27 protein-coding genes are annotated in these 25,746 nt (G+C 68.7%); 4 read left to right on the top strand and 23 right to left on the bottom strand.

Annotation, left to right across the window (positions count from 1 at the left end; all coding sequences use genetic code 11):
- Positions 1-51 precede the first annotated feature (51 nt).
- A complete protein-coding gene (locus tag P5P27_RS03145) occupies positions 52-651 on the top strand; it encodes a TIGR03086 family metal-binding protein (protein WP_278126330.1) in 600 nt (199 codons plus the stop codon).
- A 19-nt stretch (positions 652-670) separates the two neighbouring features.
- On the opposite strand, the gene P5P27_RS03140 is transcribed toward P5P27_RS03145, so the two are convergent.
- The 4 genes from P5P27_RS03140 to P5P27_RS03125 all read right to left on the bottom strand — a co-directional run bounded on the left by P5P27_RS03140 (position 671) and on the right by P5P27_RS03125 (position 2,631).
- A complete protein-coding gene (locus tag P5P27_RS03140; protein ID WP_006894684.1) occupies positions 671-1,237 on the bottom strand; it encodes a maleylpyruvate isomerase family mycothiol-dependent enzyme in 567 nt (188 codons plus the stop codon).
- Complete coding sequence (locus P5P27_RS03135) at positions 1,234-1,728, bottom strand: SRPBCC family protein (RefSeq protein WP_278126327.1); 495 nt, start codon at positions 1,726-1,728, stop codon at positions 1,234-1,236. Before P5P27_RS03135 ends, P5P27_RS03140 begins: the two co-directional genes overlap by 4 nt.
- A complete protein-coding gene (locus P5P27_RS03130; protein WP_006894682.1) occupies positions 1,725-2,087 on the bottom strand; it encodes an ArsR/SmtB family transcription factor in 363 nt (120 codons plus the stop codon). Before P5P27_RS03130 ends, P5P27_RS03135 begins: the two co-directional genes overlap by 4 nt.
- 148 nt (positions 2,088-2,235) lie before the next feature.
- Positions 2,236-2,631 (bottom strand): YchJ family protein, encoded by a 396-nt coding sequence (locus P5P27_RS03125; RefSeq protein ID WP_006894681.1) that lies wholly within the window; start codon positions 2,629-2,631, stop codon positions 2,236-2,238.
- A gap of 96 nt (positions 2,632-2,727) precedes the next feature.
- On the opposite strand from P5P27_RS03125, the gene P5P27_RS03120 reads away from it, so the two are divergent.
- Genes P5P27_RS03120 through P5P27_RS03110 form a run of 3 tightly spaced genes read left to right on the top strand, consistent with a single transcriptional unit; the run spans position 2,728 to position 4,738 of the window.
- Positions 2,728-3,117: a GntR family transcriptional regulator gene (locus P5P27_RS03120; RefSeq protein WP_006894680.1), complete on the top strand. Its 390-nt coding sequence runs from the start codon at positions 2,728-2,730 to the stop codon at positions 3,115-3,117.
- Positions 3,114-4,040, top strand: coding sequence for an ABC transporter ATP-binding protein (locus P5P27_RS03115; RefSeq protein WP_006894679.1), 927 nt, complete (start codon positions 3,114-3,116; stop codon positions 4,038-4,040). The genes P5P27_RS03120 and P5P27_RS03115 overlap by 4 nt, the downstream gene beginning before the upstream one ends.
- The gene (locus tag P5P27_RS03110; protein WP_006894677.1) at positions 4,037-4,738 is read left to right on the top strand and encodes a hypothetical protein; all 702 of its coding nucleotides are present in this window, start codon (positions 4,037-4,039) and stop codon (positions 4,736-4,738) included. Before P5P27_RS03115 ends, P5P27_RS03110 begins: the two co-directional genes overlap by 4 nt.
- 29 nt (positions 4,739-4,767) lie before the next feature.
- Here the strand turns inward: P5P27_RS03110 and P5P27_RS03105 are convergent, their stop codons facing one another.
- From P5P27_RS03105 to sucD, 19 genes are all read right to left on the bottom strand, one after another.
- Entirely contained in the window at positions 4,768-5,523 is a 756-nt protein-coding gene (locus P5P27_RS03105; RefSeq protein WP_006894676.1) for a sulfite exporter TauE/SafE family protein, read from the bottom strand.
- Positions 5,524-5,568: 45 nt separating this feature from the next.
- Positions 5,569-7,170: a bifunctional phosphoribosylaminoimidazolecarboxamide formyltransferase/IMP cyclohydrolase gene (purH, locus tag P5P27_RS03100; RefSeq protein WP_278126324.1), complete on the bottom strand. Its 1,602-nt coding sequence runs from the start codon at positions 7,168-7,170 to the stop codon at positions 5,569-5,571.
- Complete coding sequence (gene purN / locus P5P27_RS03095; RefSeq protein ID WP_222111768.1) at positions 7,167-7,748, bottom strand: phosphoribosylglycinamide formyltransferase; 582 nt, start codon at positions 7,746-7,748, stop codon at positions 7,167-7,169. The genes purH and purN overlap by 4 nt, the downstream gene beginning before the upstream one ends.
- 49 nt (positions 7,749-7,797) lie before the next feature.
- The gene (locus P5P27_RS03090) at positions 7,798-9,237 is read right to left on the bottom strand and encodes a cell division protein PerM (protein ID WP_278126323.1); all 1,440 of its coding nucleotides are present in this window, start codon (positions 9,235-9,237) and stop codon (positions 7,798-7,800) included.
- Positions 9,238-9,371: 134 nt separating this feature from the next.
- Positions 9,372-10,280, bottom strand: coding sequence for a DUF5336 domain-containing protein (locus P5P27_RS03085; RefSeq protein WP_006894672.1), 909 nt, complete (start codon positions 10,278-10,280; stop codon positions 9,372-9,374).
- 109 nt (positions 10,281-10,389) lie between these two features.
- Entirely contained in the window at positions 10,390-12,348 is a 1,959-nt protein-coding gene (locus P5P27_RS03080) for an acetoacetate--CoA ligase (protein WP_082781316.1), read from the bottom strand.
- Positions 12,345-13,997, bottom strand: a complete 1,653-nt coding sequence (locus P5P27_RS03075) for an AMP-binding protein (protein ID WP_278126322.1) — start codon at positions 13,995-13,997, stop codon at positions 12,345-12,347. The genes P5P27_RS03080 and P5P27_RS03075 overlap by 4 nt, the downstream gene beginning before the upstream one ends.
- A gap of 73 nt (positions 13,998-14,070) precedes the next feature.
- Positions 14,071-14,925, bottom strand: a complete 855-nt coding sequence (locus P5P27_RS03070; RefSeq protein WP_101841611.1) for an HpcH/HpaI aldolase/citrate lyase family protein — start codon at positions 14,923-14,925, stop codon at positions 14,071-14,073.
- Between the two features lie 26 nt (positions 14,926-14,951).
- Positions 14,952-15,452 carry a MaoC family dehydratase gene (locus tag P5P27_RS03065; RefSeq protein ID WP_006894664.1) on the bottom strand — a complete coding sequence of 167 codons (501 nt, stop codon included), beginning with the start codon at positions 15,450-15,452 and terminating at the stop codon, positions 14,952-14,954.
- A complete protein-coding gene (locus P5P27_RS03060) occupies positions 15,449-16,597 on the bottom strand; it encodes an acyl-CoA dehydrogenase family protein (protein WP_278126321.1) in 1,149 nt (382 codons plus the stop codon). Before P5P27_RS03060 ends, P5P27_RS03065 begins: the two co-directional genes overlap by 4 nt.
- 185 nt (positions 16,598-16,782) lie before the next feature.
- Complete coding sequence (locus P5P27_RS03055) at positions 16,783-18,861, bottom strand: acetyl/propionyl/methylcrotonyl-CoA carboxylase subunit alpha (RefSeq protein WP_006894661.1); 2,079 nt, start codon at positions 18,859-18,861, stop codon at positions 16,783-16,785.
- Positions 18,862-18,866: 5 nt separating this feature from the next.
- Positions 18,867-20,438: a carboxyl transferase domain-containing protein gene (locus P5P27_RS03050; protein WP_006894660.1), complete on the bottom strand. Its 1,572-nt coding sequence runs from the start codon at positions 20,436-20,438 to the stop codon at positions 18,867-18,869.
- Between the two features lie 164 nt (positions 20,439-20,602).
- Complete coding sequence (locus P5P27_RS03045; RefSeq protein WP_006894659.1) at positions 20,603-21,217, bottom strand: TetR/AcrR family transcriptional regulator; 615 nt, start codon at positions 21,215-21,217, stop codon at positions 20,603-20,605.
- 13 nt (positions 21,218-21,230) lie between these two features.
- Positions 21,231-22,607 carry a carboxyl transferase domain-containing protein gene (locus P5P27_RS03040; protein ID WP_411815779.1) on the bottom strand — a complete coding sequence of 459 codons (1,377 nt, stop codon included), beginning with the start codon at positions 22,605-22,607 and terminating at the stop codon, positions 21,231-21,233.
- A gap of 113 nt (positions 22,608-22,720) precedes the next feature.
- Positions 22,721-22,861, bottom strand: coding sequence for a hypothetical protein (locus P5P27_RS03035; RefSeq protein WP_157225298.1), 141 nt, complete (start codon positions 22,859-22,861; stop codon positions 22,721-22,723).
- A gap of 129 nt (positions 22,862-22,990) precedes the next feature.
- Positions 22,991-23,668 (bottom strand): DUF5336 domain-containing protein, encoded by a 678-nt coding sequence (locus P5P27_RS03030; RefSeq protein ID WP_039866715.1) that lies wholly within the window; start codon positions 23,666-23,668, stop codon positions 22,991-22,993.
- Between the two features lie 65 nt (positions 23,669-23,733).
- On the bottom strand, positions 23,734-24,174 hold the full coding sequence (locus P5P27_RS03025; protein ID WP_006894656.1) for an RDD family protein: 441 nt from the start codon (positions 24,172-24,174) through the stop codon (positions 23,734-23,736).
- Positions 24,167-24,730 carry a hypothetical protein gene (locus tag P5P27_RS03020; RefSeq protein WP_006894655.1) on the bottom strand — a complete coding sequence of 188 codons (564 nt, stop codon included), beginning with the start codon at positions 24,728-24,730 and terminating at the stop codon, positions 24,167-24,169. The genes P5P27_RS03025 and P5P27_RS03020 overlap by 8 nt, the downstream gene beginning before the upstream one ends.
- A gap of 101 nt (positions 24,731-24,831) precedes the next feature.
- Positions 24,832-25,734, bottom strand: coding sequence for a succinate--CoA ligase subunit alpha (gene sucD, locus P5P27_RS03015; protein WP_006894654.1), 903 nt, complete (start codon positions 25,732-25,734; stop codon positions 24,832-24,834).
- Positions 25,735-25,746 lie beyond the last annotated feature (12 nt).

Genomic DNA, 25,746 nt, shown 5'->3' with positions numbered 1-25,746 from the left:
TGTCAGTGCTCGTCGATACGCTCTACTCACCTCTTCGGAAGGATTCGCATCATGTCCTCGAACACCGCTCCCTGGGATTCCCTCGACACCTACGACAACGGGCTGACCTTCTTCACCGGCGTGGTGGAGACCGTGCCCGCCGACCGCTGGACCGCTCCGTCTCCCTGCGACGGATGGACGGCACTGGACGTCCTCGGGCACGTGGGCGAGGCGGCACTGGTCGGCGCGCGCATACTCCGCGGAGGCGAGCGCGAGTTCAACAGACACGATCCGCCCTCGTCGGCGGTCGAGGGCGACCCGGCGGTGTGGTGGGCGGCCGCAGCGGCACAGGCCCGTCAGGCCCTGGCCGAGGTGACCGATCTGGACCGCGAGGTCGACAGCCCCGTCGGACGCCGGACGGTGAGGGAGGGTCTGTCCTTCCCCGCGGTGGACTTGTACCTGCACGGTTGGGACCTCGCCGCGGCCACCGGCTCGCGCGTGCGGTTCCCGGCCGCAGCCGTCCAGTTCATCCGCGACGTCTTCGCCCACGTCCCCGACGAGGTGACCCGCAGGCCCGGCGTTTTCGGCGCCCCCGTCGAGGTCGGCGCGGATCGCGACGAGACGGACCACATCCTCGGATTCGCCGGCCGGGACCCGGACTGGTCCGCCTGAGGGCCCTGCTCCGGGACGGCTATCGGGCGTCGGCGAAGTGCGGGTCGCGGCCGATGAACGCCGCCAGGCGCATCACTGGGTCGGCGCCGGCCGGTGCGGTCTTCGCGGGACCGTACTGACCGGACGAGCGCAGCACCTCTTCCATCCCCCGCAGTCCGTCCAGCAACTGCGCCGCGAACTCCGCGTCCAGGTCCGGGCGACGGCCGCTCGCCTGCGCGAGATCCCAGGTGTGCATGAACACGTCGGCTGTGTAGAAGCGGTCGACGGCATCAGCCAGCGGCATCGTGCCCACCCTCGGGTGCGAGAACTCGACGTCGTCGCGCATGAACAGCTCCTGGACGCGCGCCGAGTGCGCCGACCAGACGGCGGCCGGATCGTCGGCCGACGGCGCCGCGTCGAACCGAACGCCGCCGTCGGCGAGAAACGCCGGAAACCACCCGGTGAGGTGGGCGACGACGTCCCGTGCTCGCCAGCCGTCGACGGGCGACGGCGCGTCCCAGTCGGCCGTGGCGGCCGCCTGCGAACCGAAGTCGGAGGCGACCACGCGGTGACGATCGGACGCCGTGAGACCGCTCAGTCGGCTCACGTCCGGACCTCGCCGTCGGCGAGCAATCGGTCGAGCTTCGCATAGCCCTCCCGCACGCCGACCTCCATACCCGACCGCAGCCAGGCGTCACGGACCTCGATGGAGTCGCAGAGCGACTGCGCCTCCAATCGGGTGCGCCCGTCGCCCAGATCGATGAAGCGGAGGGTCTCCAACGACACCTCGTCGGGCATGCCCTCGAAGGTGAAAGTCTGAACGATGCGATCGTCGCCGACGGTGTGGAAGCAGCCCCGGAACCCGAACTCCTGCCCCTCGTGTTCGGAGACGTACCGCCATTCGCCGCCGCTGCGGGCATCCCAGATCACGACGCGCGAGGTGATGGCGTCGGGTCCCACCCACCGCATGAACAGTTCCGGGTCGAGGTGCGCTTTGGCGAGTTGGGCCGGTGTGGCCCGGAAGTCGCGGGTGATCCGGATGATCGGCAGCGCCGGGTCGGCGTCGATCGCGGCTTCGGGATAGGTCTCGGTGTTCATGATGCGGCCCCTTCGGTGTCGGTGGAGTGCGCGGCATCGGCGCCCGTCATCTCTGCGAGGACTGCGTCGAGCCGCTGGTACCGCGCTTCCGCTCGGCGGCGATACCGTTCGATCCATTTGGCCATCAGGTCGAAGACCTCGGTCTCCAGGTGCACCGGACGTCGTTGCCCGTCCCGTGAGCGCGTCACCAGGCCGGCCTCTTCGAGCACCTTCAGATGCTTGGAGATCGCCTGCACGCTGACGTCGTAGGGTTCGGCGAGCTGCCCCACGGTCGCGTCCGCGGACGTGAGACGCGCGACCATGTCTCGACGCGTCGGATCCGCCAGTGCCGCGAATATGAGAGACAACTCGTCGGCCATCGCCGTCGACCTCCTTATTCAACCAAATGGTTGTCTACGAGTAGACGCCGCGTGAGGTGCGTTGTCAACCCCTTGGTTGAGCATCGACGACCGCCGCCTGTCGCGGGAGAACGCCGCGGCAGCCCGTTCACAGCGCGTGGCGGCCGCTTCACCCCGCGTGCACGCCGTCCACGTAGAGCCAGACACGGCCGACTCGGACGAATCTGCTGCGCTCGTGCAGTTCACCGCGGCCTCCGGAGTCGCGGAAGACGGCAGTGAAGGCGACGACGCCCGTCTGATGAAAGGGCGACCCGTCCACCACCTCGTCGATATGGAGATGCAGCCAGCGCGTGCCGGGGTCGGGTGCACACTCGTCCGGCCTGGTGTCCGGATGCCAGGTCGCGAGCAGGTGCTCCTCGTCACCGAGTGCGAACGCCGTGAACCTGCTGCGCATCAACGCTTCGGCCGTCGGCGCCGGCCTCCCCACACCGAGGCCCGTGAGGTAGCGCCCGCAACACTCCGACAGCACCTCTCCCGAACCGCACGGGCATCGCCGATCGCTCATTCGGCCAACCTATCGCACCGCACCCCTTGACAACCTCCGACGACTGGTTGCATGGTTAGTTAGTCGAGTAATTAACCAAGAAACCGAGGCGGTCCAATGATTGACGACGGGAGGGCCATCTTCCAGCAGGTCGCCGACCACGTTGCCGATTCGATCATCGACGGCACCCTGCCCGAGGAGACTCGCGCGCCCTCCACCAACGAACTCGCCGCCTTCTATCGCATCAATCCCGCGACCGCAGCGAAGGGCATCAACCTGCTCGTCGACCAAGGCGTCCTCTACAAGAAGCGCGGCGTGGGAATGTTCGTCGCCGCCGGGGCCCGCGCCGCATTGAGCGTGCGTCGCCGGGAGGCCTTCGCCGACCGGTTCGTGACTCCGCTGCTGGTGGAGTCACGCCGGCTGAACCTGACCACCGACGACGTCGTCGCCCTCATTCACGAACGTTCCACCACCATCGATCAGCCGTCGGAAGGAGTCCGGCCATGACCAGCCAGACCAGCGCACCCGCCATCAGCGCGCGAGGCCTCACCAAGCGATACGGATCGACGAACGCCCTCGACGACGTGAGCTTCGACCTTCCGGCGAACACCGTCTGCGGGCTGTTCGGCCGCAACGGCGCGGGCAAGACCACGCTGATGTCGATCCTCACCGCTCAGAACTTCGCGACGTCCGGTGAGCCCCGGATCTTCGGCGAAGACCCGTACGAGAACACGCACGTCCTGCCGCGCATCTGCTTCGTACGCGAGAGCCAGCGCTACCCCGAGGACTCCACTCCGGCCCAGGCTTTCCAGATGGCACGGTTGTTCTTCCCGAACTGGGACCAAGAACTCGCCGACCGCCTCGTGGAGGAGTTCCGGCTTCCCGACTGCCGGCGCATCAAGAAGCTCTCCCGGGGTCAGCTGTCCGCGGTCGGAGTCATCATCGGCCTCGCCTCCCGCGCCGACGTGACCTTCTTCGACGAGCCCTACCTCGGTCTCGACGCCGTCGCCCGACAACTGTTCTACGACCGTCTCCTCGAGGACTACAGCGACTTCCCCCGCACCATTCTGCTGTCGAGCCATCTCATCGACGAGGTCTCGAACCTCGTCGAGCAGGTGCTCGTGGTCGACGAGGGCAGGCTCGTCCTGAACGAGTCGGCCGACGACCTCCGCGGCATGGCGTTCACCGTGGTCGGCGCCGAATCCGCCGTCGACGCCTTCATCGGCGACCGCGAAGAACTGCACCGCGACCGACTCGGCTCCGTCGCCTCGGTGACCGTCCTGGGACGACTCGAGGACACCGACCTGGCCGAACTGTCCGCCCGCGGCATCGCCACCGCTCCGGTCTCGATGCAGGAACTGATCGTCCGTCTCACCACTCGCGCCGACCGGCGTGAGCGAACCTCTCGTCCGATGGGAGCCTCGCGATGAACCGCACAGCGAACGTCGTCCGCATGCAACTGATCAACAAGAAGATCTTCGTCTGGCTGCCGCTGACGATCTTCGGCGCCGCGTTCGCGATCTCGCTGATCATCTACGGCGCGATCTACGCCTCGGTCAGCGACCTCACCGACCCGATCTACGGCGGCGCATCACAGGCACCCCTCTGGTACTTCGCCGTGATCGGCATCCAGGCGATGTCGCTGACCTTCCCGTTCTCCCAGGCCATGAGCGTCACTCGTCGCGAGTTCTATCTCGGGACCACCCTCACCGCCCTCCTCGCGTCCATCGGCCTCGCCGTGCTGTACGTGATCGGCGGCCTGATCGAGAAGGCCACCGACGGTTGGGGGATCGACGGCTACTTCTTCGCGGTGCCGTGGATCTGGAACCAGGGACCCGCGGCCGCCGGCCTGCTGTACTTCATGGCGCCGATGCTCACGTTCACCATCGGCTTCTTCGCCGCCACCGTGTACAAGCGGTTCGGCATGCTGACACTGGTCCTCATCGGCATCGGTCTGGCCGCGGCGATCGCCCTCGCGATCTTGGGCATCAGTCTCGGCGGCGGCTGGCCGGCCGTCGGACGCTGGTTCACCGGTCTCACGCCGGTCGCGGTAGGCGGTTACGGGCTCGTCCTGGTGGCGGCGCTGTCGGGCGTCTCGTACGCGACTCTGCGGCGAGCGATTCCGTAGGACGCGTACGGCTCAGGTACGCGTACGGCTCAGCCGGCCGGACGGAGGCCGAGCCATACCGCGAGTCCGAGACCGCACAGACCGATCGCGATCCGCAGGGGCCGGGCAGGCAGCCGAGCGACCAGCGGCGGCCCCATCCAGCCGCCGAGCAGACAGCCGATGCCCATCGCCACCGCCGCCGGCCAGTGCACCGGACCGAAGACGATGAAGGCGACGGCCGCGACCGCATTGGCGACGCCCAGAAGCGCCGATTTCAGCAGCATGGAGTGCCACAGCGGCAGACTCGTCAGGAGCAGCGCGAGCGCGAGAAAGATCACGCCGGCTCCCGCACCGAAATAGCCGCCGTAGATCGACACCACGAACACCGCGACCGGCCAGGCCACCGGACGGTCGGAGCCGTGCTCGATCCACCGTCGAAGACCGGGCTGCGCCAGCAGCGCGACCGACGCCAGCGCCACCAGGTACGGAACGACGTATCCGAACGCCGCGGCGGGCGCCAGCAGCAGCAACGCCGCACCCACGATTCCGCCGGCCAGCGCCATCAGCGACGAGCGCAGCAGCGACCGGCCGCCGTCGTCGGCAGTGAGCGCCCGGCCCGACTTCGCGAAACTCCCCACACCGACGGCGACCAGAGCCACCGTGTTGGTGACATTGGCGGACAGGGGCGTCAGGCCCGCCGCGAGCAGCGCCGGATAGCTCACGATAGAAGCCAGCCCGGTCACGTAGCCGACCACGCCCGCACCGAATCCCGCGGCCACGAGTGCGAGGAGCCCGATCACCGTCATGCGGCGAGAGCGCTGTTCATGCGCGCCTCACGTGCCGTACGGCACTCAGTGTGCGAAGTGACGCGCCCCGGTCAGGTACATCGTGACGCCCGCAGCCTTGGCGGCCTCGATCACCTCGTTGTCGCGGACCGAACCGCCCGGCTGGACCACCGCGCGCACGCCGGCGTCGATCAGCACCTGAAGACCGTCGGGGAACGGGAAGAAGGCGTCGGACGCACCGACCGCGCCCGCCGCGCGCTCGCCCGCCCGGTTCACCGCCAGATGCGCGGAGTCGACGCGGTTGACCTGACCCATTCCGACGCCGACCGACGCACCGTCGGAGGCGAGCAGAATGGCGTTCGATTTGACCGCACGGCAGGCACGCCAGGCGAAGACCAGATCGCGCAGCGTCTGCTCGTCGGCCGCGGTACCCGTGGCGAGCGTCCAGTTGGCCGGATCGTCGCCCTCGGCGTCGATCACGTCGCGCTCCTGCAGGAGCAACCCGCCCGAGACCGGACGCATCTCGATACCGCTCTCGGCCGGAGCCTGCGCGACGAGGATGCGGATGTTCTTCTTCCGCGAGAGGACGTCCACCGCGCCGTCGGCGTAGCTCGGCGCGATGATGACCTCGGTGAAGATCTCCGCCACCTGCTCGGCCATCTCGACCGACACCTCGCGGTTGGTGGCGATCACGCCACCGTACGCGCTGACCGGATCGCAGGCGTGCGCCTTGCGGTGCGCTTCGGCGATGTCGGCCCCCACCGCGATGCCGCAGGGGTTCGCGTGTTTGATGATCGCGACCGCCGGTTCGGTGTGGTCGTAGGCGGCACGCCAGGCGGCGTCGCCGTCGGTGTAGTTGTTGAACGACATCTCCTTGCCGTGCAGCTGCTCGGCCTGAGCCAGCCCCGGTGCTGCGTCGGTGTCGACGTAGAGCGCGGCCCCCTGATGCGGGTTCTCCCCGTAGCGCAGGGTGGCCGACCGCTTCCAGGTGGCGCCGGCCCACACGGGGAACTGCGCACCGGTGGTCGCACCCGGTTCGCCTGCGGTCTCCTCCGACGGCGCGACCACCGAGGTCATCCACGAGGCGACGGCGACGTCGTAATCGGCTGTATGACGGAAGGCCTTGGCCGCCAGCTGCTTCCGCTGTGCCAGGGTGAACCCGCCACCGGCGACGGCGGCGGCTGCGTCCGGGTAGTCGGCGGGATCCACCACCACGCCCACCGACGGGTGGTTCTTGGCGGCGGCACGGACCATCGAAGGACCGCCGATGTCGATCTGCTCGACGCACTCGTCGGGGGCGGCACCGGAGGCGACGGTCTCGGTGAACGGGTACAGGTTCACGACCACCAACTCGAAGGGCGCCACGCCCAGCTCGTCGAGCTGCGCCAGATGATCGTCCTTGCGAGTGTCGGCCAGGATGCCCGCGTGCACCCGCGGATGCAGGGTCTTGACCCGCCCCTCGAGGCACTCCGGGAAGCCGGTCAGTTCGCTGACCTCGACCACCGGAACGCCCGCACCGGCGATGGTCTTGGCGGTGGAGCCGGTCGAGACGATCTCGACGCCCGCGCCGTGGAGGGCGGTCGCCAGTTCGGTGAGCCCGCTCTTGTCATAGACGCTGATCAGCGCGCGCTTCACCGCGCGAGCTCCGGAGTCTGCAGGTGCATTCACTTGATGTGTGCCTTTCGTCCATCTGTGACAACGCCACGGGTCACGACCGCATGCACCACTTCCGGCAGCAGCACACGTTCGACTTCTTTGATGCGTTCGTGAAGGGTCTCTTCGGAATCGTCGGGCAGCACCTCCACGATGCGCTGCGCGAGGATCGGTCCGGTGTCGACGCCGTCGTCGACGAGGTGCACCGTGGTGCCGGTGACCTTGACGCCGTACGCGAGGGCGTCGGCGACCCCGTGCGCGCCGGGGAACGCGGGCAGCAGCGCGGGATGCGAGTTGAGGATCCGGCCGCCGAAACGGTCGAGGAATGCGGGGCCGAGGATCTTCATGAAGCCTGCGGTGACCACCCACTCCGGGGCCAACTCCGCGACCGAGGCGGTGAGCGCCGCGTCCCACGCCTCACGGTCGGGGTACTCCCGCAACTCGCAGAGGATCACGGGCAGGTCGGCGTCGACGGCGCGGTCGGCGGCCCCGCAGTCGCGGTCGACCACTACGCCGACGACGCGGAAGGGTGCGTCGTCGGTTGCTGCGAGGTCGAGGACTGCGGCCATCAACGATCCGGTGCCGGATGCCATGACGACCACGGGCACACGGGCGTCCTGGGCTGATGTCACGACCTACAGCTTAGTTGTCCAGTTCCCGCACTGAACCGGGAGGTCGGTCCCCCGCCGGGGGTCCGTGGTCTGCGCCACTCGCGACCGCCGGATCGACGTCGTCGAGCGCCTCGGTCCCGTCCCCGTCACCCGAGTCCGGGTCTTGGTCCGAATTCGAGTCCGAATCCGCGTCCGCTCCTGAGTTCGAGTCCGCATCCGCGTCCACCGGTTCCGGCTCGTCGAGCAGTTCGTCAAGATCCAGGTCGGGAGCCCCGTACGCCCGCCGACCGCCGAACCTGCGGTTGAGCCAGAGGATCCCGGCGGTCGCCGTCGCCGTCACCCCGAGCGCGGTCAGTGTGAAGACCCCGGCCAGCGGAACACTGACGCCGGCCTCCCCCATCTCGCCGAGCGTGCCGCCCGAGAACGCCACAGCCACCACCATCAGCAGTGAGGCCACCGCCGCCCCCACGCCGATCGCCCGCAGATGGGCGACGAGGTCGTCGCTGCGGGTGTGCCAGCCGATCAGCACACCGGCCAGTGCGGGCACGGCGTAGAGCAACGCCCCCCAGGCGCCGAGATCGGAGCCGGGGACCACCGCCGCGATCGGCACCGGCGGCAGCGTCCCCGGATGCGTGCTCAGCGCATCGATCGTCGTGCCGCCCAGCGTCGCGCTCGCGCCCGCGGTGACGGCCGCGGCGTTCACCACGAAGTTCGGCAGGTAGAGGATCGACAACACCGACAGCCCGAGGTAGCCGTCGAAGGTGTTGCCTCGCGAGACGAGATCGGAGACCGCGCCGAGATGCGCGAGGAAGCCCGCGAACACGGCGACCCCGCCCCCGGCGATCAAGGCGAAGAAGGCGGCGACCCCGGCTTCGGCGCCGATCCGGTCGGACGCCGCGACGGCGAACTCATCGAGGAACGGCCCGATCACGCGAGGGACCACGCCTGCCAGCGCCGCCACACCGTGGACCACGATCGTCATGCCGAACGCGACGAGCGGACTCGGACTGCCCACCGGACCGGACGAACTGCCGTCGGCGACCACCGCGAGAGCGAGCGCGGTCGCGACCAGTGGCCCGACCACAGCCGTTCCAGCGATGCGCAGGAGCTCGTTGAACGAGGTCGCGTCGACCGTCGCCCGACGGACCACGCGGTACGTTCCGTATCCGATCAGGAGTGTCGGAACCAGCGGAAGCACCCCGATGGTGACGCCGCCGACGGTCAGCGCCGTCTGATTGGCCGCGAGCCATCCGGCCGCGGTCGCAGACCCGAAGCTGGAGAACCCCGCGCCCGCCGCGACCTTGGTGATCAGCACGATCACCGCCGACACCAGCCAGGCGACGGTCGGAACGGTGAGCCCGACCTTGATCACGTCCCAGGTGGCGGGCAGTTTCGGCTCCTGGTCGGCACGGCGGGCCAGACGGACCTGCCGAAGACGGGCCGCCAGATTCGAAGTTGAAGGCGCGGACATCGCTTACCAGGGTGTCACGGTCCGGCAGTCGAGCCCCGCCGACGCGCCGCACTCCCCTGCCCCGAACGAAAAACTGTCGAGTTCGTACCCCGTACGGGTACGAACTCGACAGTTTCTTGACTGAGCGAGCAGTGCTACTGCTTGTCGGCATCCTCCGGCTTCACGAAGGCGGTGGTCGCCCCGGCGTCCGAGGCCGGCGGGGTGTCGGCCTGACCGTACGACGGTGTCGCCGACGGCTGGCCGTAACTCGAACCGGGCTGGTAGGAGGCCTGCGCCTGCTGACCGTATCCGGCCGCCGGCTGCTGGGCCGCCTGCTGCTGGGCCTGCTGACCGTAGCCGTAGCCGTACGACGACGCCGCGGGATCCGCCGCCGGCGCCGCGTGGGCGGCGGCGGGAGCCGCGGCCGCGGCCGACGCATCGGCGGCGGCCGTCTTGATCTGACCCGCCTCGATGAGCAGCCACACCACCGCGGCCAGGAAGGCCAGGATGGAGGTGATCAGCAGGATGATCGCGCCGGCTCCCTTGCCCGCGTCAGCGGTCGCGAACTGGAACACCGTGATGAGGGCACCGACGGTCGACAGCGCGAACACCACGCCTGCGACCCACTTCTCAGTACCGAGCAGGAAGGTCGCGAGAGCCAGCACACCCGCGACGGCGATCAGACCGTACGGGGTCGCGAACTCGGTCTCGAACAGCTTCGCGCTGTACTGGGCACCGTACGGACCGGTCTCCTTGAAACCCGCCACGAATCCGCAGAACAGCGTGATGACGCCGAGCGCGCCGATGACGGCGGCGAGGATGGTCGTCGTGTTCGCGGGAAGGCCCTGACTCGCGGGCTGCTGCGGCTGCTGGTAGCCGTAGCCCTGCTGGCCGTACTGCTGCTGCGCCGCGTACTGCTGGCCGTAGCCGGCCTGCTGCCCGTATTGCTGCTGGCCGTACTGCTGCTGACCGTAGCCGGACTGCTGGCCGTACTGCTGACCGTAGGCCGACTGGGATCCGGCGTCGCCCTGGCCATAGCCAGACCCCGACTGCGGGTACGTCATCCGATCACTCCTCGTGAGACTAGGGCCACCGTGGGCGATGGCCGGCGAACTTCTGGTCCACGCTAATACACGTCCCTGTCTGTCCGCTGAACGCCGTCCATCGGTCGAATCACCAGCGATGGGCTCTTCCCTGCTCGGCGTACCACTCGATGAGGCCGTAGTCGTCGACCGACTTCGGATCCACGTTGACCTCGCTCCGGCCGGCGAGAATCGCCGTGACCGGCACTTCCAGCTTCTTCCCCGTCCGGGTGTGCGGGATGCCCGGCGCGAGGATCATCTCGTCGGGAACGTGCCGCGGCGACAACCGAGTCTTCACCTCGGCGGCGACACGCGCGGACAGTTCATCGGTGAGTTCGGCACCGGGGACCAGGGTCACGAACAGCGGCATCCAGTACTTGCCGTCCGGTCCGTCGACGCCGAGCACGAAGGCCTCGGCGATCTCCGGCATACCCTCGACCACCTCGTAGATGTCGGCCGAACCCATGCGGATGCCGTGCCGGTTCAGCGTCGCATCGCTGCGGCCGTGGATCACCAGCGATCCGCGCTCGGTGACGGTGACCCAGTCACCGTGCCGCCACACCGGCTTAGCCGGGCCCTCGCCCTCCCATTCGTGAGCGAAGTACGCCTTCCGGTAGCGCTCCCCGTCGGGGTCGTTCCAGAATCTGACCGGCATGGACGGCATCGGCGTGGTGACGACCATCTCGCCCACTTCGCCGATCAGCGGCCGACCGCTCGGCGACCAGCTCTCGAGTCCGACGCCGAGATAGCGTGCCGACAGTTCCCCGGCGACCACCTCCACTCCCGTGGTACCACCCGCGAATGCGCTCACGACGTCGGTGCCACCGCTGATCGAGGACACCGGCAGACCCGCCTTCACGTTCTCGTCGATCCATCCGAACAGATCCGCCGCGAGCGTCGAACCGGTGCTGCCCAGCAGCCGCAGCGCCGAGAGGTCGTGGTCCGCGCCGGGATGGAGTCCGGCCTTGCGCGAGGCCTGCAGCTGTCCCGGGCTGGTGCCGAAGAAGGTGACCCGTTCGTCGGCCACGATCTGCCAGAGGCGGTCCGCGTCCGGGTAGAGCGGCGAACCGCTGTACGTGATGATCCGGGACCCCACCAGCAGCCCGGCGACCTGGTAGTTCCACATCATCCACGACAGGGCCGTCTGCCAGAAGAAGACCGACTCGGTGTCCAGATCCGACTGGATCGCCGCCGCCTTCAGGTGCTCGAGCACCACGCCGCCGTGCCCGTGGACGATGCCTTTGGGGCGGCCCGTGGTGCCCGAGGAGAACAGCACCCACAGCGGATGATCGAACGCGACCTTCACCGGCTCGGGACGGCGACTCTCGTCCGCGATCACCTCCGACCAGCGCACCACTGCGGCGCCGGGGTCGCCGACGTCACCGGCGCCGGGGTCGCCGACCATGATGTGCGTGACCTCGTCGCCGAGCAGTCCGGCGAGCGTGACCGAGTCGGCGCGCTTGTCGACCTCCTTGCCGTTGTATCGGTAGCTCGCGGCGGAGACGAGCACCGTGGGCTCCAACTGCGCGAGCCGGCCGGCCGCACCCTCCGGCGCATAGTCCTGACCGCAGCCCGACCAGATCGCGCCCAGTGACGCGGTGGCGAGGAACGCGATCACGGCCTCCGGGATGTCGGGCAGGTACGCCGCGACGACGTCGCCGCGGCCGACACCCGCCTCGCGGAGCGCGTGCGCGACGGCGCCGACCCGAACCGGGAGTTCGGCCCACGTGACCGACGTGCGGTTGCCGTCCTCGTCCAATCCGACGATCGCCTCGCCGGGCAGATCCGCATGTCTCAGCACCACGTCGACGTAATTCAGTGCCGTACCGGGGAACCACACGGCACCGGGCATGGTGTCGTCGGCAAGCACCGCGTCGTCCCCGTCGCCCAGCGGCGTCTGGGCGATCTCGTCGAGCGCGAAGAAATCCCACACGCACCGCCAGAAGCCCGGCAGATCGGTCACCGACCGTTGCCAGACGTCGTCGTATGAGGTCAGCGGCGCTCCGGCGCGTTCGGAGAACTTCTCGGCGAAACGATCGAAGACGGTCACGACCCCAGCCCCAGGACCTCGATCGCGCGTTCGCGCATCTCCACTTTGCGCACCTTGCCGGTGACGGTCATCGGGAACTCGTCGACGATCTGCACGTACTTGGGAATCTTGTGACGGGAGATGTGACCGGTGGCGAACTCACGGATCGAGTCCGCGGTCAGTTCGTCCGCGCCTTCGCGAACCCGGATCCAGGCCATCAGTTCCTCGCCGTACTTCTCGTCCGGGACACCGATCACCTGGGCGTCGATGATGTCCGGATGCGTGTAGAGGAACTCCTCGATCTCACGCGGGTAGATGTTCTCTCCGCCGCGGATCACCATGTCCTTGATGCGGCCGGTGATTCTGACGTATCCGTTGTCGGCCATGACCCCGAGGTCGCCGGTGGCCATCCAGCCGTCGGCGTCGAGCACCTCGGTGGTCTTCTCCGGATCGTTCCAGTAGCCCTTCATCACCGAGTACCCGCGGGTGCGGAACTCGCCGGTCTCACCGCGCGGCAGGGTCTCGCCGGTCAGCGGGTCGGCGATCTTGATCTCCAAGTGCGGCCCGACACGGCCGACCGTCCCCACGCGAAGGTCGAGGTCGTCGTCCATGCGCGTCTGCGTCGAGACCGGGCTGGTCTCGGTCATGCCGTAGCAGATCGACACCTGCGACATGTTCATCTCGTCGATCACCCGGCGCATCACCTGCTCCGGGCACGGCGAGCCCGCCATGATGCCGGTACGCAGGGAGGACAGGTCGAAGGCGGTGCCCTCGTCGGCGCTCGAGTCCAGGAGAGCCAACTCGGCGATGAACATCGTCGGCACGCCGTAGAGGCTGGTGCACCGATACTTCTCGACCGCCGCGAGTGTGGCTTTCGGATCGAAGGCCGGGGCGGGGATCACCATGGCGCAGCCGAAGGCGATCGCCGCGAGGTTGCCCATCACCATGCCGAAGCAATGGTAGAAGGGCACCGGCAGGCAGATGCGGTCGTGCTGGGTGTACTCCAGCAGCGATCCGACCAGATAACCGTTGTTGCCGATGTTGAGATGAGTGAGCGTGACGCCCTTCGGCGCTCCGGTGGTACCGGACGTGTACTGGATGTTGATCGGATCGTCCGGGTTCAGTCCGGCCGCGATCTCGGCGATCTCGGCCACCTCCGCCGCCGACGGCGGGGTCAGCATCTCGGCGAAGGCATCCGACTCGAACAGCACCACCTCGCGCAGGTCCGGCGTCTGGTCGCGCACGTCCTCGAGCATGACGGCGTACTCCGAGTCGCGGAAGCTCGTGGCCGCCAGCACCAGCGAGGTGCCCGACTGCTTGAGTGCGTACGCGAGCTCGTGGCGCCGGTACGACGGATTGATCACGACCAGGATCGCGCCGATCTCGGCGGCCGCGAACTGAGTCAGCACCCACTCGAACCGGTTCGGGGCCCAGAGCCCCACGCGATCGCCCGGCGCCACCCCGTGCCGGAGAAGTCCGGCCGCCAACGCCACGACGTCGCGGCGGAACTCGGCGTACGTCCAGGTCCGGTCGACGGCGGCGTCGATCAGGGCGTCGGAGTCCGGATAGCTGCCCGCGGTGGCGGCGAGGGTCGCACCGATCGTCTGGGTGAGAAGTGGGGGCTCGGTCTCCCCGATCGCGTACGAGGGGGCGGCGGCTGTGCCGGTCATGGTGTCCTCCGTGAGGGTTGAGGTGTCTCGTGGGGGTCGGGTGGGTCGGTCGGATGCGGGGGCGAGTGCCGGCTCAGCCGGCGGGAGGCTGCATCACCCGGGCGAGGATCGCTCGGGCTTGGGCGATCACCGGGCCGTCGATCATCTGCCCGTCGACGGCGAACACGCCGCCGTCGTGCGCGAGGGCGCCGTCGCACACCTTGCGGGCCCATTCGACGCGCTCGGCCGACGGTGCGTAGCCGGCGCGGATGTGCTCCACCTGACTCGGATGGATGCAGGCGGTGGCCGTGTAACCCTGGGCGACGGCGTCGCGGACCTCCGCCACGAGTCCGTCCACGTCCGCGATGTCGATGTGGACCGCGTCGATCGCCGCCACACCGAAGGCCGCGGCCGCGAGCCGGACCCGTGCCCGGACGTGCCTGGCGATGTCGCGGTAGCCGCCGGTGCCCGGCTCGTCCGCACCGAATCTGCTCGACGTGCCGCCCATCCCGGCCGCGAGATCCTCGGCACCCCACATCAGGCCGACGCAGTTGGGCGCCGCCGCGATCTCCTCGACACGAACCGCGCCGAGAGGTGTCTCGATGAGCGCGATGGTGGGCAGTCCGTGCGCGGTGATCTGCGCCGCGGATTCGACCTTCGCCTGCATCACGACCCGATACGGCGTGCACTGCACCGCGTCCAGATCCCGCTGATGCTCCACGCTGCCCGCGGGGTTGATCCGCACGATCACCCGGTCGGCCGCGATCGGATCGGCGATCAGCGCCTCCCGGGCGTCGGCCTTGTTGACCTCGGCGACGGCGTCCTCGAGATCGAGGATCACCATGTCGGCGCGGTCGAGCGCCTTGGCGTACCGCTCGGGGCGGTCGGCCGGGCAGAACAGCAGAGCCGGTCCGGCCGGCGTCCAGGATTGCGCTGTGGACCCTGTCATTCCCGACCCTCTCACTCCGGACACTGTCATTCCCCTTCGGGTCGAACGCGCACGAGGGTCGAGCGCGAGGCACGGGCCACGATCACTCCGTCCTGATTGCGGCCGATGTGCGTCAGGTCGACGATCCCCTCGCCCGGACGCGACTTGGACAGCCGCTTGCCGGTGCACTCGGTCTCGCCGTACAGGGTGTCGCCGGCGAACATCGGTGCCGGGAAGGCGATGTCGTGGAAGCCGAGATTCGCGACCAGCGTCCCCTGAGTCAGCTGTGCCACCGACAGCCCGACGATCGTCGACAGCGTGAGCATCGAGTTCACCAGCCGCTGACCGCCGAAGCCCGGCTGCGTGGCCGACCACGCCGCGTCCAAGTGCAGGGCCTGGGTGTTCATCGTCAGCGTGGTGAAGAACGTGTTGTCCGCCTCGGTGATGGTGCGCCCGGGACGGTGTTCGTAGACGGTGCCGATCTCGAACTCCTCGAACCAGAGCCCACGCTGCGTGACGTGCTTGGCTCCGCCGTCGGCCGCGGTCATGCCGGCAGTCCCAGCGATCGCGCGATCAGCATGAGCTGCACCTCGGTGGTGCCCTCGCCGATCTCGAGGATCTTGGAGTCGCGGTAGTGCCGGGCCACCGGGTACTCGTTCATGAAGCCGTAGCCGCCGTGGATCTGCGTCGCCGTCCGGGCATTGTCCATCGCGGCCTCCGAGGAGATCATCTTGGCGATCGCGGCCTCCTTCTTGAAGGGCTTGCCCGCGAGCATCTTGGCGGCGGCGTCGTAGTACGCCATCCGCGCGACGTGCGCCCGGGCCTCCATGCGGGCGATCGCGAACGACACCGACTGGAACTCGGCGATCGCCTTGCCGAACGACTTGCGCTCGCGGGCGTACTTGACCGATTCGTCGACGCAGCCCTGGGCGACGCCGGTCGCGAGACCGGCGATGGCGATCCGGCCCTCGTCGAGGATCGACAGGAAGTTCGCATAGCCGCGGCCTCGTTCGCCGAGCAGGTTCTCCCGTGGCACGCGCGCGTCGTCGAAGCTCAGCGGGTGGGTGTCGGAGGCGTTCCAGCCGACCTTGTTGTACGCGGGTTCAGCGGTGAAACCCGGTGTTCGGGCGGGCACAATGATCGTCGAGATCTCCTTCTTGCCGTTGTCGCGCTGCCCGGTGACCGCCGTGACGGTCACGAGCGAGGTGATGTCGGTGCCGGAGTTGGTGATGAACTGCTTGCCACCGTTGATCACCCACTCGTCGCCGTCCTCGCGTGCCGTGGTCGCGGTGGCGCCGGCGTCCGAACCGGCGCCGGGCTCGGTGAGACCGAAGCCCGCGAGACGGCGGCCCGCGAGCAGATCCGGCAGCCAGGTCTCCTTCTGCTCCTGGGTGCCGAACTTGTAGATCGGCATCGCGCCGAGACCGACCCCGGCCTCGAGCGTGATCGCGACCGATTGGTCGACCTTCCCGAGTTCCTCGAGTGCGAGGGCGAGCGCGAAGTAGTCGCCGCCCATCCCGCCGAACTCCTCGCTGAACGGCAGGCCGAACAGGCCCATCTCGCCCATCTGCGCGACGACCTCGTACGGGAAGGTCTTCTTCTCATCGTGTTCGGCGGAGACGGGCGCCACCACCTGCTGTGCGAAGTCGCGCACCGTGTTCACCAGGTCGGTGTATTCCTGCGTCAGTTCCATGGAGTGAGATTCCTCGTCGTATGTGGGGCCGGGTCCATCGGTCCGGCGCTGTCTGTGGATCGCTGTCTGGGGATCGCTGTCTGGGGATCGCTGTCTGGGGATCGCTGTCTGGGGATCGCTGTCTGGGGTTGAAAGTCTCTAGCTGTGGAGCCGTGTGTCGTTGACGTGGTTCGCGTCGAAGCGGCTCAGTCGTCGACCTGGACGTGCGCGAGCAGTTGCTGCGCGTCCACCTTGTCCCCGACCCGGACCTTGATGGACGCGGTTCCGTCGATCGGAGCGCGAAGGGTGTGCTCCATCTTCATCGCCTCGACCACCACCAGCGGGTCGCCGGCCGCGACCTGCTCGCCGTCGACCCCGGGCACCGCGACCACGGTGCCCGGCATCGGACTGACGATGTGGCCCGCGGCATCGCCTTCATCGTGCTCCGACAGCGCGCGGACCGTGTGCAGAATCCAGGTTCCCGGCCGGCCCGACACCCAGCGGCGACCGCCGCGGGCGTCGACCGCCACCTCCCAGCGGTGCGAACGTCCGTCGACGATCAGGTCGAAGGCGTCGCCGGGCACCTGGCGCAGCCGCACCGGGGCCTGCCACGGTTCGCGGTCGAGATCCTCGAAGGAGATCGTCACGTGTGCGTCGAGGGTCCCCGGCCGCGGCGTGCGGTTCTGATCGATCTGCGCCGACACCGTGTAGACGTGCCCGGACTCGGCCAGCCGCGCGAGGACCGGTGACGGTGCGCCGATGCGGAAGCCGATCGCGGACGACCAGAGATCGTCCGGGTCGCCGAGGTCCAGAGCGCCGAGCGCACCCGCGACCAGCGCGTGCGGATCGGGCATCGGGGCGGCGTAGTCGGCGGCGATCCGGTCGAGCAGTTCGGTGTCGAGCACACCGTCGCGCACATCGCGCTGCGCGAGCGCGTAACGGCAGAAGCCGATGTTGGTCACGACGCCGAGCAGCCGGGTCTCCGACAAGGCCTCGTCGAGACGGTCGAGCGCCTCGGCGCGATCGGTGCCGTAAGCGATCACCTTGGCCAGCATCGGGTCGTAATCACTGCCGATCACCGACCCCTCCTCGATGCCGCTGTCGACGCGGACACCGGGCCGCTGAGCCCCGGTGGCGAGCCGAGCCGGCTCCATCGAGGCCGCACGCGGCCACGACAGCCGCGTCACCTCGCCACCGGTCGGCAGGAATCCCTGCGCCGGATCCTCGGCGTAGACGCGTGCCTCCACCGCGTGACCGGTCATCACGATGTCGTCCTGCGTCAAGGCCAGCTTCTCGCCGCGGGCGATCCGCACCTGCTGCTCCACCAGGTCGACACCGGTCACCATCTCGGTCACCGGATGCTCCACCTGCAGCCGGGTGTTCATCTCCATGAAGAAGAAGTCCTCGGGCGCGGTGGCCGAGACGATGAACTCGACGGTTCCCGCCCCGGTGTAGCCGACGCTGCGGGCCGCATCGCAGGCCGCCTCGCCGATCCGCTGCCGGGTGGCCTCGTCGAGCAGCGCCGACGGCGCCTCCTCGATGACCTTCTGGTGGCGGCGCTGCAGGGAGCACTCGCGCTCACCGAGATGGATCACGTTGCCGTGCTCGTCGGCCAGGATCTGCACTTCGATGTGCCGCGGCGTGAGCACGAAGTGTTCGAGGAACAGGGTGTCGTCGCCGAACGCCGACGCCGCTTCGCGACGCGCGGTGGCCAGCGCCTCGGGAAGTCCGGACGGGTCCTCCACTCGGTGCATGCCTTTGCCGCCGCCGCCCGCACTCGGCTTGATGAGTACGGGGAAGCCGACGCCGCCCGCGGCGTCGATCAGTTCCTGATCCGTCAGGCCCGGACGGGAGATGCCCGGGACAACGGGCACGCTGCGTTTGGTGACCGCGTCGCGCGCGGTGATCTTGTCGCCCATCGTGGCGATCGCCGATGCGGGCGGTCCGATGAAGATGATGCCCGCTTCGGCCAGTGCCTCGGCGAACTGCTGGTTCTCCGACAGGAAGCCGTAGCCGGGGTGCACGGCGTCGGCACCGGTGAGCCGGGCCGCCTCGATGACGGCGTCGATCCGCAGATAGCTCTGCGTCGCCGGTGCCGGGCCGAGCCGGACGGCCTCGTCCGCGGCCTTGACGTGCGGGGCGTCCGCATCCGCGTCCGAGTACACGGCCACCGATTTGATGCCCATGTCGTGGAGCGTGGCGATCACACGGCAGGCGATCTCGCCGCGGTTGGCGACGAGGACCTTGCGAATGCTGCGAGTGTCAGTAGTGGTGTTCACGTGCATGTCCCTCACATCCGGAAGACGCCGTAGGCGGGATCGTCGAGCGGCGCGTACCGGCAGGCCTCCAGGGCCAGCCCCAGCACGGTTCGGGTATCGGCGGGATCGATGATCCCGTCGTCCCACAGTCTCGCCGTGGAGTAGTACGCGTCGGATTGACGCTCGAACTGATCGCGGATCGGCGCCTTGAAGGCCTCTTCCTCCTCCGCCGACCAAGTGCCGCCGGAACGTTCGATACCGCCCCGCCGGACCGTGGCCAGGGTGTCGGCGGCCTGCGGTCCGCCCATGACGGAGATCCGGGCGTTGGGCCACATCCACAGGAAGCGCGGCGAGTATGCGCGGCCGCACATGGAGTAGTTGCCCGCGCCGAACGAGCCGCCGATCATCACGGTCAGCTTGGGCACGCGTGCGCAGGCCACGGCGTTGACCATCTTGGCGCCGTTCTTGGCGATGCCGCCCTCCTCGTACTGGCGACCCACCATGAAACCGGTGATGTTCTGGAGGAAGATCAGCGGGATGCGGCGCTGGTCGCACAGTTCGATGAAGTGCGCTCCCTTGAGCGCCGACTCGCTGAACAGCACGCCGTTGTTGGCCACGAACCCGACCGGGTGACCGTGGATCTTCGCGAACGCCGTCACCAGCGAGGTGCCGTAGCCGGCTTTGAACTCGGTGTACTCGCCGCCGTCGGACAGGATCTCGATGACCTCGCGCACGTCATACGGGATCCGCGAATCGGTCGGCACCACGTCGTAGATGTCGGTCTGCGGGCGCTGCGGCGCGCGGGTGGGCACCGTCTCCCACTGCGCGGGCTCGCGCGGGCCGAGGGTGGCGATGATCTCGCGCACCTTGGCCAGTGCCTGCTCGTCGTTGTCGACGAGGTGATCGGTGACGCCGGAGACGGTGGAGTGCATGCTTCCGCCGCCGAGTTCCTCCGCGGTCACGTCCTCGCCCGTCGCCGCCTTCACCAGCGGCGGGCCCGCCAGGAAGATGGTGCCCTGGTTCCGCACGATGACGTTCTCGTCGCTCATCGCCGGGACGTAGGCGCCGCCCGCAGTCGAGGAACCGAGGACTGCCGAGATCTGCGGAATCCCGGCCGCGCTCATGGTGGCCTGGTTGTAGAAGATGCGGCCGAAGTGCTCCCGATCCGGGAAGACGTCGTCCTGGTTGAGGAGCATCGCACCGCCGGAGTCGACCAGGTAGATGCACGGCAGCCGGTTCTGCGACGCGATCTCCTGCGCGCGCAAATGCTTCTTGACGGTCACCGGGTAGTACGTGCCGCCCGACACCGTGGCGTCGTTGGCGACGATCATGCATTCGCGGCCGTGGATCCGGCCGATGCCGGCCACCACGCCGGCCGCCGGAGCCTTGCCGTCGTACATGTCGTAGGCCGCGAGCGGAGCCACCTCCAGGAACGGCGAACCCGGATCGATCAGGGCGTCGATCCGGTCACGTGGGAGGAGCTTGCCGCGCGAGAGATGTCGCTCTCGCGCCTTCTCGCCGCCGCCCTGCGCCGCGGCGAGCAGCCGGGTCCGCAACACGGCCACGTTGGCGTGATGCGCGTCTGAAGAGGATGTCGCCGTCATGCCGCCCTTTCAGTTAGCTTCGATTAACTGAAATACAGGATAGGTGACGGCGCCCACATTCGCCAGTCCCTGGCCGGGTCTCACAGCGGAATGAGTGAATTGTGCAGCTGAGGCGCCCTCGCACGGACCCGAAACGGTCTCGTGGGAGCCTGGCCGGCGTGCCGTCAGCCCTGCAACGCGCCCATCGCCATTCCGGTCAGCAATCCGCGCAGCCGGTCCCGGGGAAACTCCGGAAGCCGCGGTGAGGAGTTGAGCAGACCGAACATGGCGTGGATGCGCACCCGCGCCTCTACCGCTTCGAGTTCGACGCCGCGGTCGATGGCGTGGTCCATCAGCACTCGCACCCACACCTCGACGTAACGGCGCTGCAACGAACGCACGCGGTGCCGCGCCTGCGGCGACAGCGACCACAGATCGCGGTCCTGCACACTGATCAGGTCCGGCCGGGTCACCAGCACGTCGATGTGGAACTCGATGAGTCGTTCGAGCACCTCGACCGGTGTTCCGCCCTCGGCCGCCGCGGCCACGCCGCCGTCGTGCAGCCGCTCGCTGATGTCGATCAGAATCGTGTCGAGCAACTCGGATTTGGACTGGAAGTGCCGGTACATGGCCGGGCCGCTGATCCCGACCTCGGCGCCGATGTCCTCCAGCCGCACTCCGTTGTAGCCGCGCTGGGCCATCTGCCTGGCCGCCGCCGACAGGATCTCCACGCGCCGCGCCGCCTTCGCCTGTTCACGGCGAGTGGCCGGTCGCGGCGTCGGGACGGGTTGCGAAGACATGACGCTGCCGACTCTACCGCCCGACCCGCACCCGCCCCGAGCGATCGGCGACGGGGTCGGTGGCGATCCAGCGGTCGATGGCCGCCACCGTCTCGTCGAGTGTCGTCACGACCTCGTCGACGATTCCCAGCCGGCGCAGCTCGCGCACCCAGACGTGCTGAGCCCGGGCCATCTCAGCCGCATGGCCGACGTCTCCGTGCATGATGACGCTCGCCCCCTCGGGCGGAAGCGGTGCGAGCCAGCCGTCAGCGGCACCGATCACCCGATCGGCCGGGAACATCGCGAGCGCCGCGCCGCCCGTGCCCTGCCCGAGCAGAACCGACGCCGTGGGAGTCGCGGCCGACAGCAGCTCCATCGTGCACGCGGCGATCTGCCGAGCCAGGCCCGATTCCTCGGCCGCCCGCGACAGTTCGCCGCCGCTGGTGTCGACGACGGTCACCAGCGGCAGTCCCCACCGGACGGCGAGCGCGATACCCCGGCGAGCGACGCGAAGGGCGTCGGCCGAGATCGACCGGCCCTCCGATTGGATTCGGCGATCCTGCCCCGCCAGCACCACTGGACGGCCGCCGAACCTCGCGAGCGCGATACGGATCGGCCCGTCGCCCGCCAGCCGCACCGCCCCGAGGTGAGTCTCGAGTTCGGTCAGCCCGGGGCGCATCCGGTCACGTGTGGCGGCCACCGCCGACCACGCGTCGTCGACCTTCGCGGCGAGCGGTCCCGCCGCCTCGTGCCGGACGGCCGCCGCAGCGGGATCGAGCGCCGCGAGGACGCTCGCGACCCGAGCGCCGAGGCGGCGGTGGTCGACGACGTCGTCGACGAATCCCAGGCGGTGCAGGTTCTCGGCGGTCTGCACGCCCGCCGGGAACTGGCGGCCGTGGATGCCCGCGTACACCTTGGGTCCGAGGAATCCGGTCAGCGCTCCGGGTTGAGCCCAGGTGACGTCGCCGAGCGACCCCCAGGAGGCGAAGACCCCGCCCGTGGTCGGATGTCGCAGATACACCAGGTAGAGCAGCCCGGCGTCGCGGTGCTCGGCTACGGCAGCGGTGATGGCGGCCATCTGAAGGAACGCGGGCGTGCCCTCCTGCATGCGCGTTCCGCCGGACGCCGGGAGCGCCAGGAGAGGCAGCCGCTCCGCCGTGGCGCGGCGCACCGCCTCGACGATCCGCGCACCGGCCGTCGCGCCGATCGACCCGCCCGATACGCCGAATTCGCTGACCACCAGGGCGATGGGACGACCGCCGACGCGCCCCGAGCCGGTACAGACCGACTCCGGCTCGGTGGACCGATCCCAGCTGCACCACGTCCCGTCGTCGAGCACGGCGTCGATCATCGCCGCGGCGTCTGGCCGCTCATTACCCGGCCGCCCATTACCCGGCCGCTCAGTACCCATATGCCCGATGATGCCTGACGCCGGGCGTTCGGGCAGTCAACTCATGTTCGGCGTCCACAACGGGTAGCACCAGCGCTGCGGGACCGGCGAGATCGCGTCGATGGCCGCGCAGATCAGAAGCAGACCGTACCCGTGCAGTACATCCGCGGAGGGGGCGCGTGGGTCGGTGCGGCCGACGCGGCCGGTGCCCCGGCGAAGGCGACGGTGAGTCCGACCGCCGCCACGGCGGCGAGGAGCGTGATTCTGCGGATCATGGCGAGCCTCCAATCCCCTGTGGACTGCCTCCGGCGAACGCTCTGTCCTCGACGCTACGACGAGCGACGAGCCTCGTCCAGGGCGCAGCACGATTCGGCCGAACGATCACCGCTCGCGTCCGACCGAGCTCAGAATCGGGGCGGCGGCCCCTGGTCGGCGGGAGCACGACCGTCGATCACCGCGGCGATCGCCAACAACGCCGCTTGGATGAAACCGACCGTCAGCGCCACATAGGCACCGGCCCCGAGACTCAGGAACGGCGGAAGACCCAGTGCGCAGACGAGCAGACCCAGCCAGCCGAAGATCGCGAGGAAGGCCAGCAACGGCAGGTAGCGCCGCCACCTCGGTGCGGCCAGCCCCGCTGCCGCGACACCGACTGTCCCCAGCAGCAGAAAGAACCAGCCGGGACTGAGAATCAGCGACGGGCTGAGGTAAGCGGGCACATCGAAGGTTCCGTTCATGCCAGTGGCCCAGACCTCGGCCTTGTGGTCGATCTCGTCGGAGACCGTCACCCAGCCGAGGAATCCCATGAAGAACGTGACCAGTCCGGCCGCCGTGGACCCGACAGCCATCAGGACCGGCGTCGGAGTGCGCGAGAGGAGCGGGGGCCTGACGGGAGGCGGCGGGTAACCGGGCGCGCCGTACATCATCGGCGGCGGTCCCGGCTGCGCACTCGGTCCCGGACCGTATCCGGGCATCGGGTTGGCGGAAGTCCAGGAATTCGTCTCTTGGCCGAGGGCCTGCTGCGAGTCCGGCTTCGGGTCCGGCTTCGGGTCCGGCTGATTCGGATGCGGCGGGTTGGTCATGTCCGTATCTAACCACCCGGATCCGACACTGCGGGCCCGGTCGACGGCGGCGGTCCGCCCCTCTCTCATCCGTCGGTGTAGATCACCTTGGTCCGCAGCACCGCGTCCTGCAACGACATCCGCCGCGGAGACAGCACAACCCAGAACAGTCCGACCGGGAACACCACGCAGGTCAACGCCCGGAGCAGGATCTGCGCAAAGTGCATCGGCCGTCCGCTGACGCGCACCACACGCAGTCCCATCAGCACGTTCCCCACCGTCCGGCCGGTCACCGACCACCCGGCGACCAGATAGACGAACGCGATGCCGAGGAATCCGCTGGTGGTGAACCACCACCCGACCTGCGGGAAGGCGAAGTTGGTGATATCCATCGTGAACAGGACGAAGGCCGTCCCCAGATAACCGAGACCGAGAAGCGCGACCACCAGCACCACGTCGATGACGGCGGCGATCAGCCTGGTCACGATCCCCGCGGTCCGCGGCCGCGCGTCGCGCGGCTCAGTCATCGTCGGACTTCCGGCGGAAGACCCGGTTCACGAAGCCCTCCACGGCGTCGTCGGCGCGTTCGCTGCTGGTCCGGACGTCGGAGATCATCTCGGTCGTCACGGTGGAACTGGCGTCGCGCACGATCGACGAGAGATCCACGCCGTTGATCACCCGGTTGCCGACCACGACCAGATCGACGCCCGCGAGGACGGCGTCGAGATCGATGCGCCGGACCGCCTTGTCGAGGTCGACTCCGTCGACCACCGCGTCGATGTCGAGTCTGGCCAGAACCGGGTTGAGATCGAGCCGGTCGAGGATCGGCGTCAGGTCGATGCCGTCGAGCACCTTCTGCAGATCGATGGTGTCGATCACCGCGTTGAGGTCCAGTCGTTCCACGACGGCCTGCAGATTCACTTCGCCGAGCACCCGGTCGAGGTCGACGGCTGCGAGCAGCACCTCGGTCAGGTCGATCTCTTCGGTGAGGAATGCGATCGCCTCGGACAGCACGCCGCGGATCACTGCACGCGGAACATCGAGCACGCGGTTCACGGCACCCGAGACCAGATCGGTTATCACTCGACGATTATGGCTGAATGCGAAACGTCCCGGTGCGGCAATGCAGCCGTACCGGGACGTTTCGTCGTCCGACTCTCAGATCCGTCCGGACCGGAGTCCGATCAGAGTGCGTCGAAGAGCTCGCGCGCCAGTGCGGCGGTCTCGCTCGGGGTCTTGCCGACCTTGACGCCGGCGGCCTCGAGGGCCTCCTTCTTGGCCTGCGCGGTGCCGGAACTGCCGGAGACGATGGCGCCGGCGTGGCCCATGGTCTTGCCCTCCGGCGCGGTGAAGCCCGCGACGTAGCCGACGACCGGCTTGGTGACGTTGGCCTTGATGTAGTCGGCCGCACGCTCCTCGGCGTCGCCGCCGATCTCGCCGATCATGACGATGAGCTTGGTCTCCGGATCCTTCTCGAAGGCCTCGATCGCGTCGATGTGGGTGGTGCCGATGACCGGGTCTCCACCGATGCCGATGGCGGTCGAGAAGCCGAGGTCGCGCAGCTCGTACATCATCTGGTAGGTCAGGGTGCCCGACTTCGACACGAGGCCGATCGGGCCCTTGCCGGTGATGTTGTTCGGGGTGATGCCGACCAGCGCCTCGCCCGGCGTGATGATGCCGGGGCAGTTCGGGCCGATGATGCGGGTCTTGGCGCCCTTGTCGACGTTGTACGCCCAGGCGTAGGCCGAATCCTGGACCGGGATGCCCTCGGTGATGACCACGAGCAGCGGGATCTCGGCATCGATGGCCTCGATGATGGCGTCCTTCGAGAAGGCGGGCGGCACGAAGGCGATCGAGGTGTCGGCCCCGGTCTTCTCCATGGCCTCGGCGACCGATGCGAACACCGGCAGTTCGACGGTGTTACCGTCGGCGTCCACGTGCGAGACGGTGGTGCCTGCCTTGCGGGCATTGACACCGCCGACGACGTTGGTGCCGGCCTTCAGCATCAGCGCGGTGTGCTTGGTGCCCTCGCCGCCGGTGATGCCCTGGACGATGACCTTGTTGTTCTTGTTCAGGTAGATCGACATGAGTCTTCTTCG

It is taken from the genome of Gordonia sihwensis (assembly GCF_029632925.1).
Taxonomy (GTDB): Bacteria; Actinomycetota; Actinomycetes; order Mycobacteriales; family Mycobacteriaceae; genus Gordonia; species Gordonia sihwensis.
The sequence above is the reverse complement of the archived record's forward strand: the minus strand, read 5'-3'. Positions and strand labels throughout refer to the sequence as shown.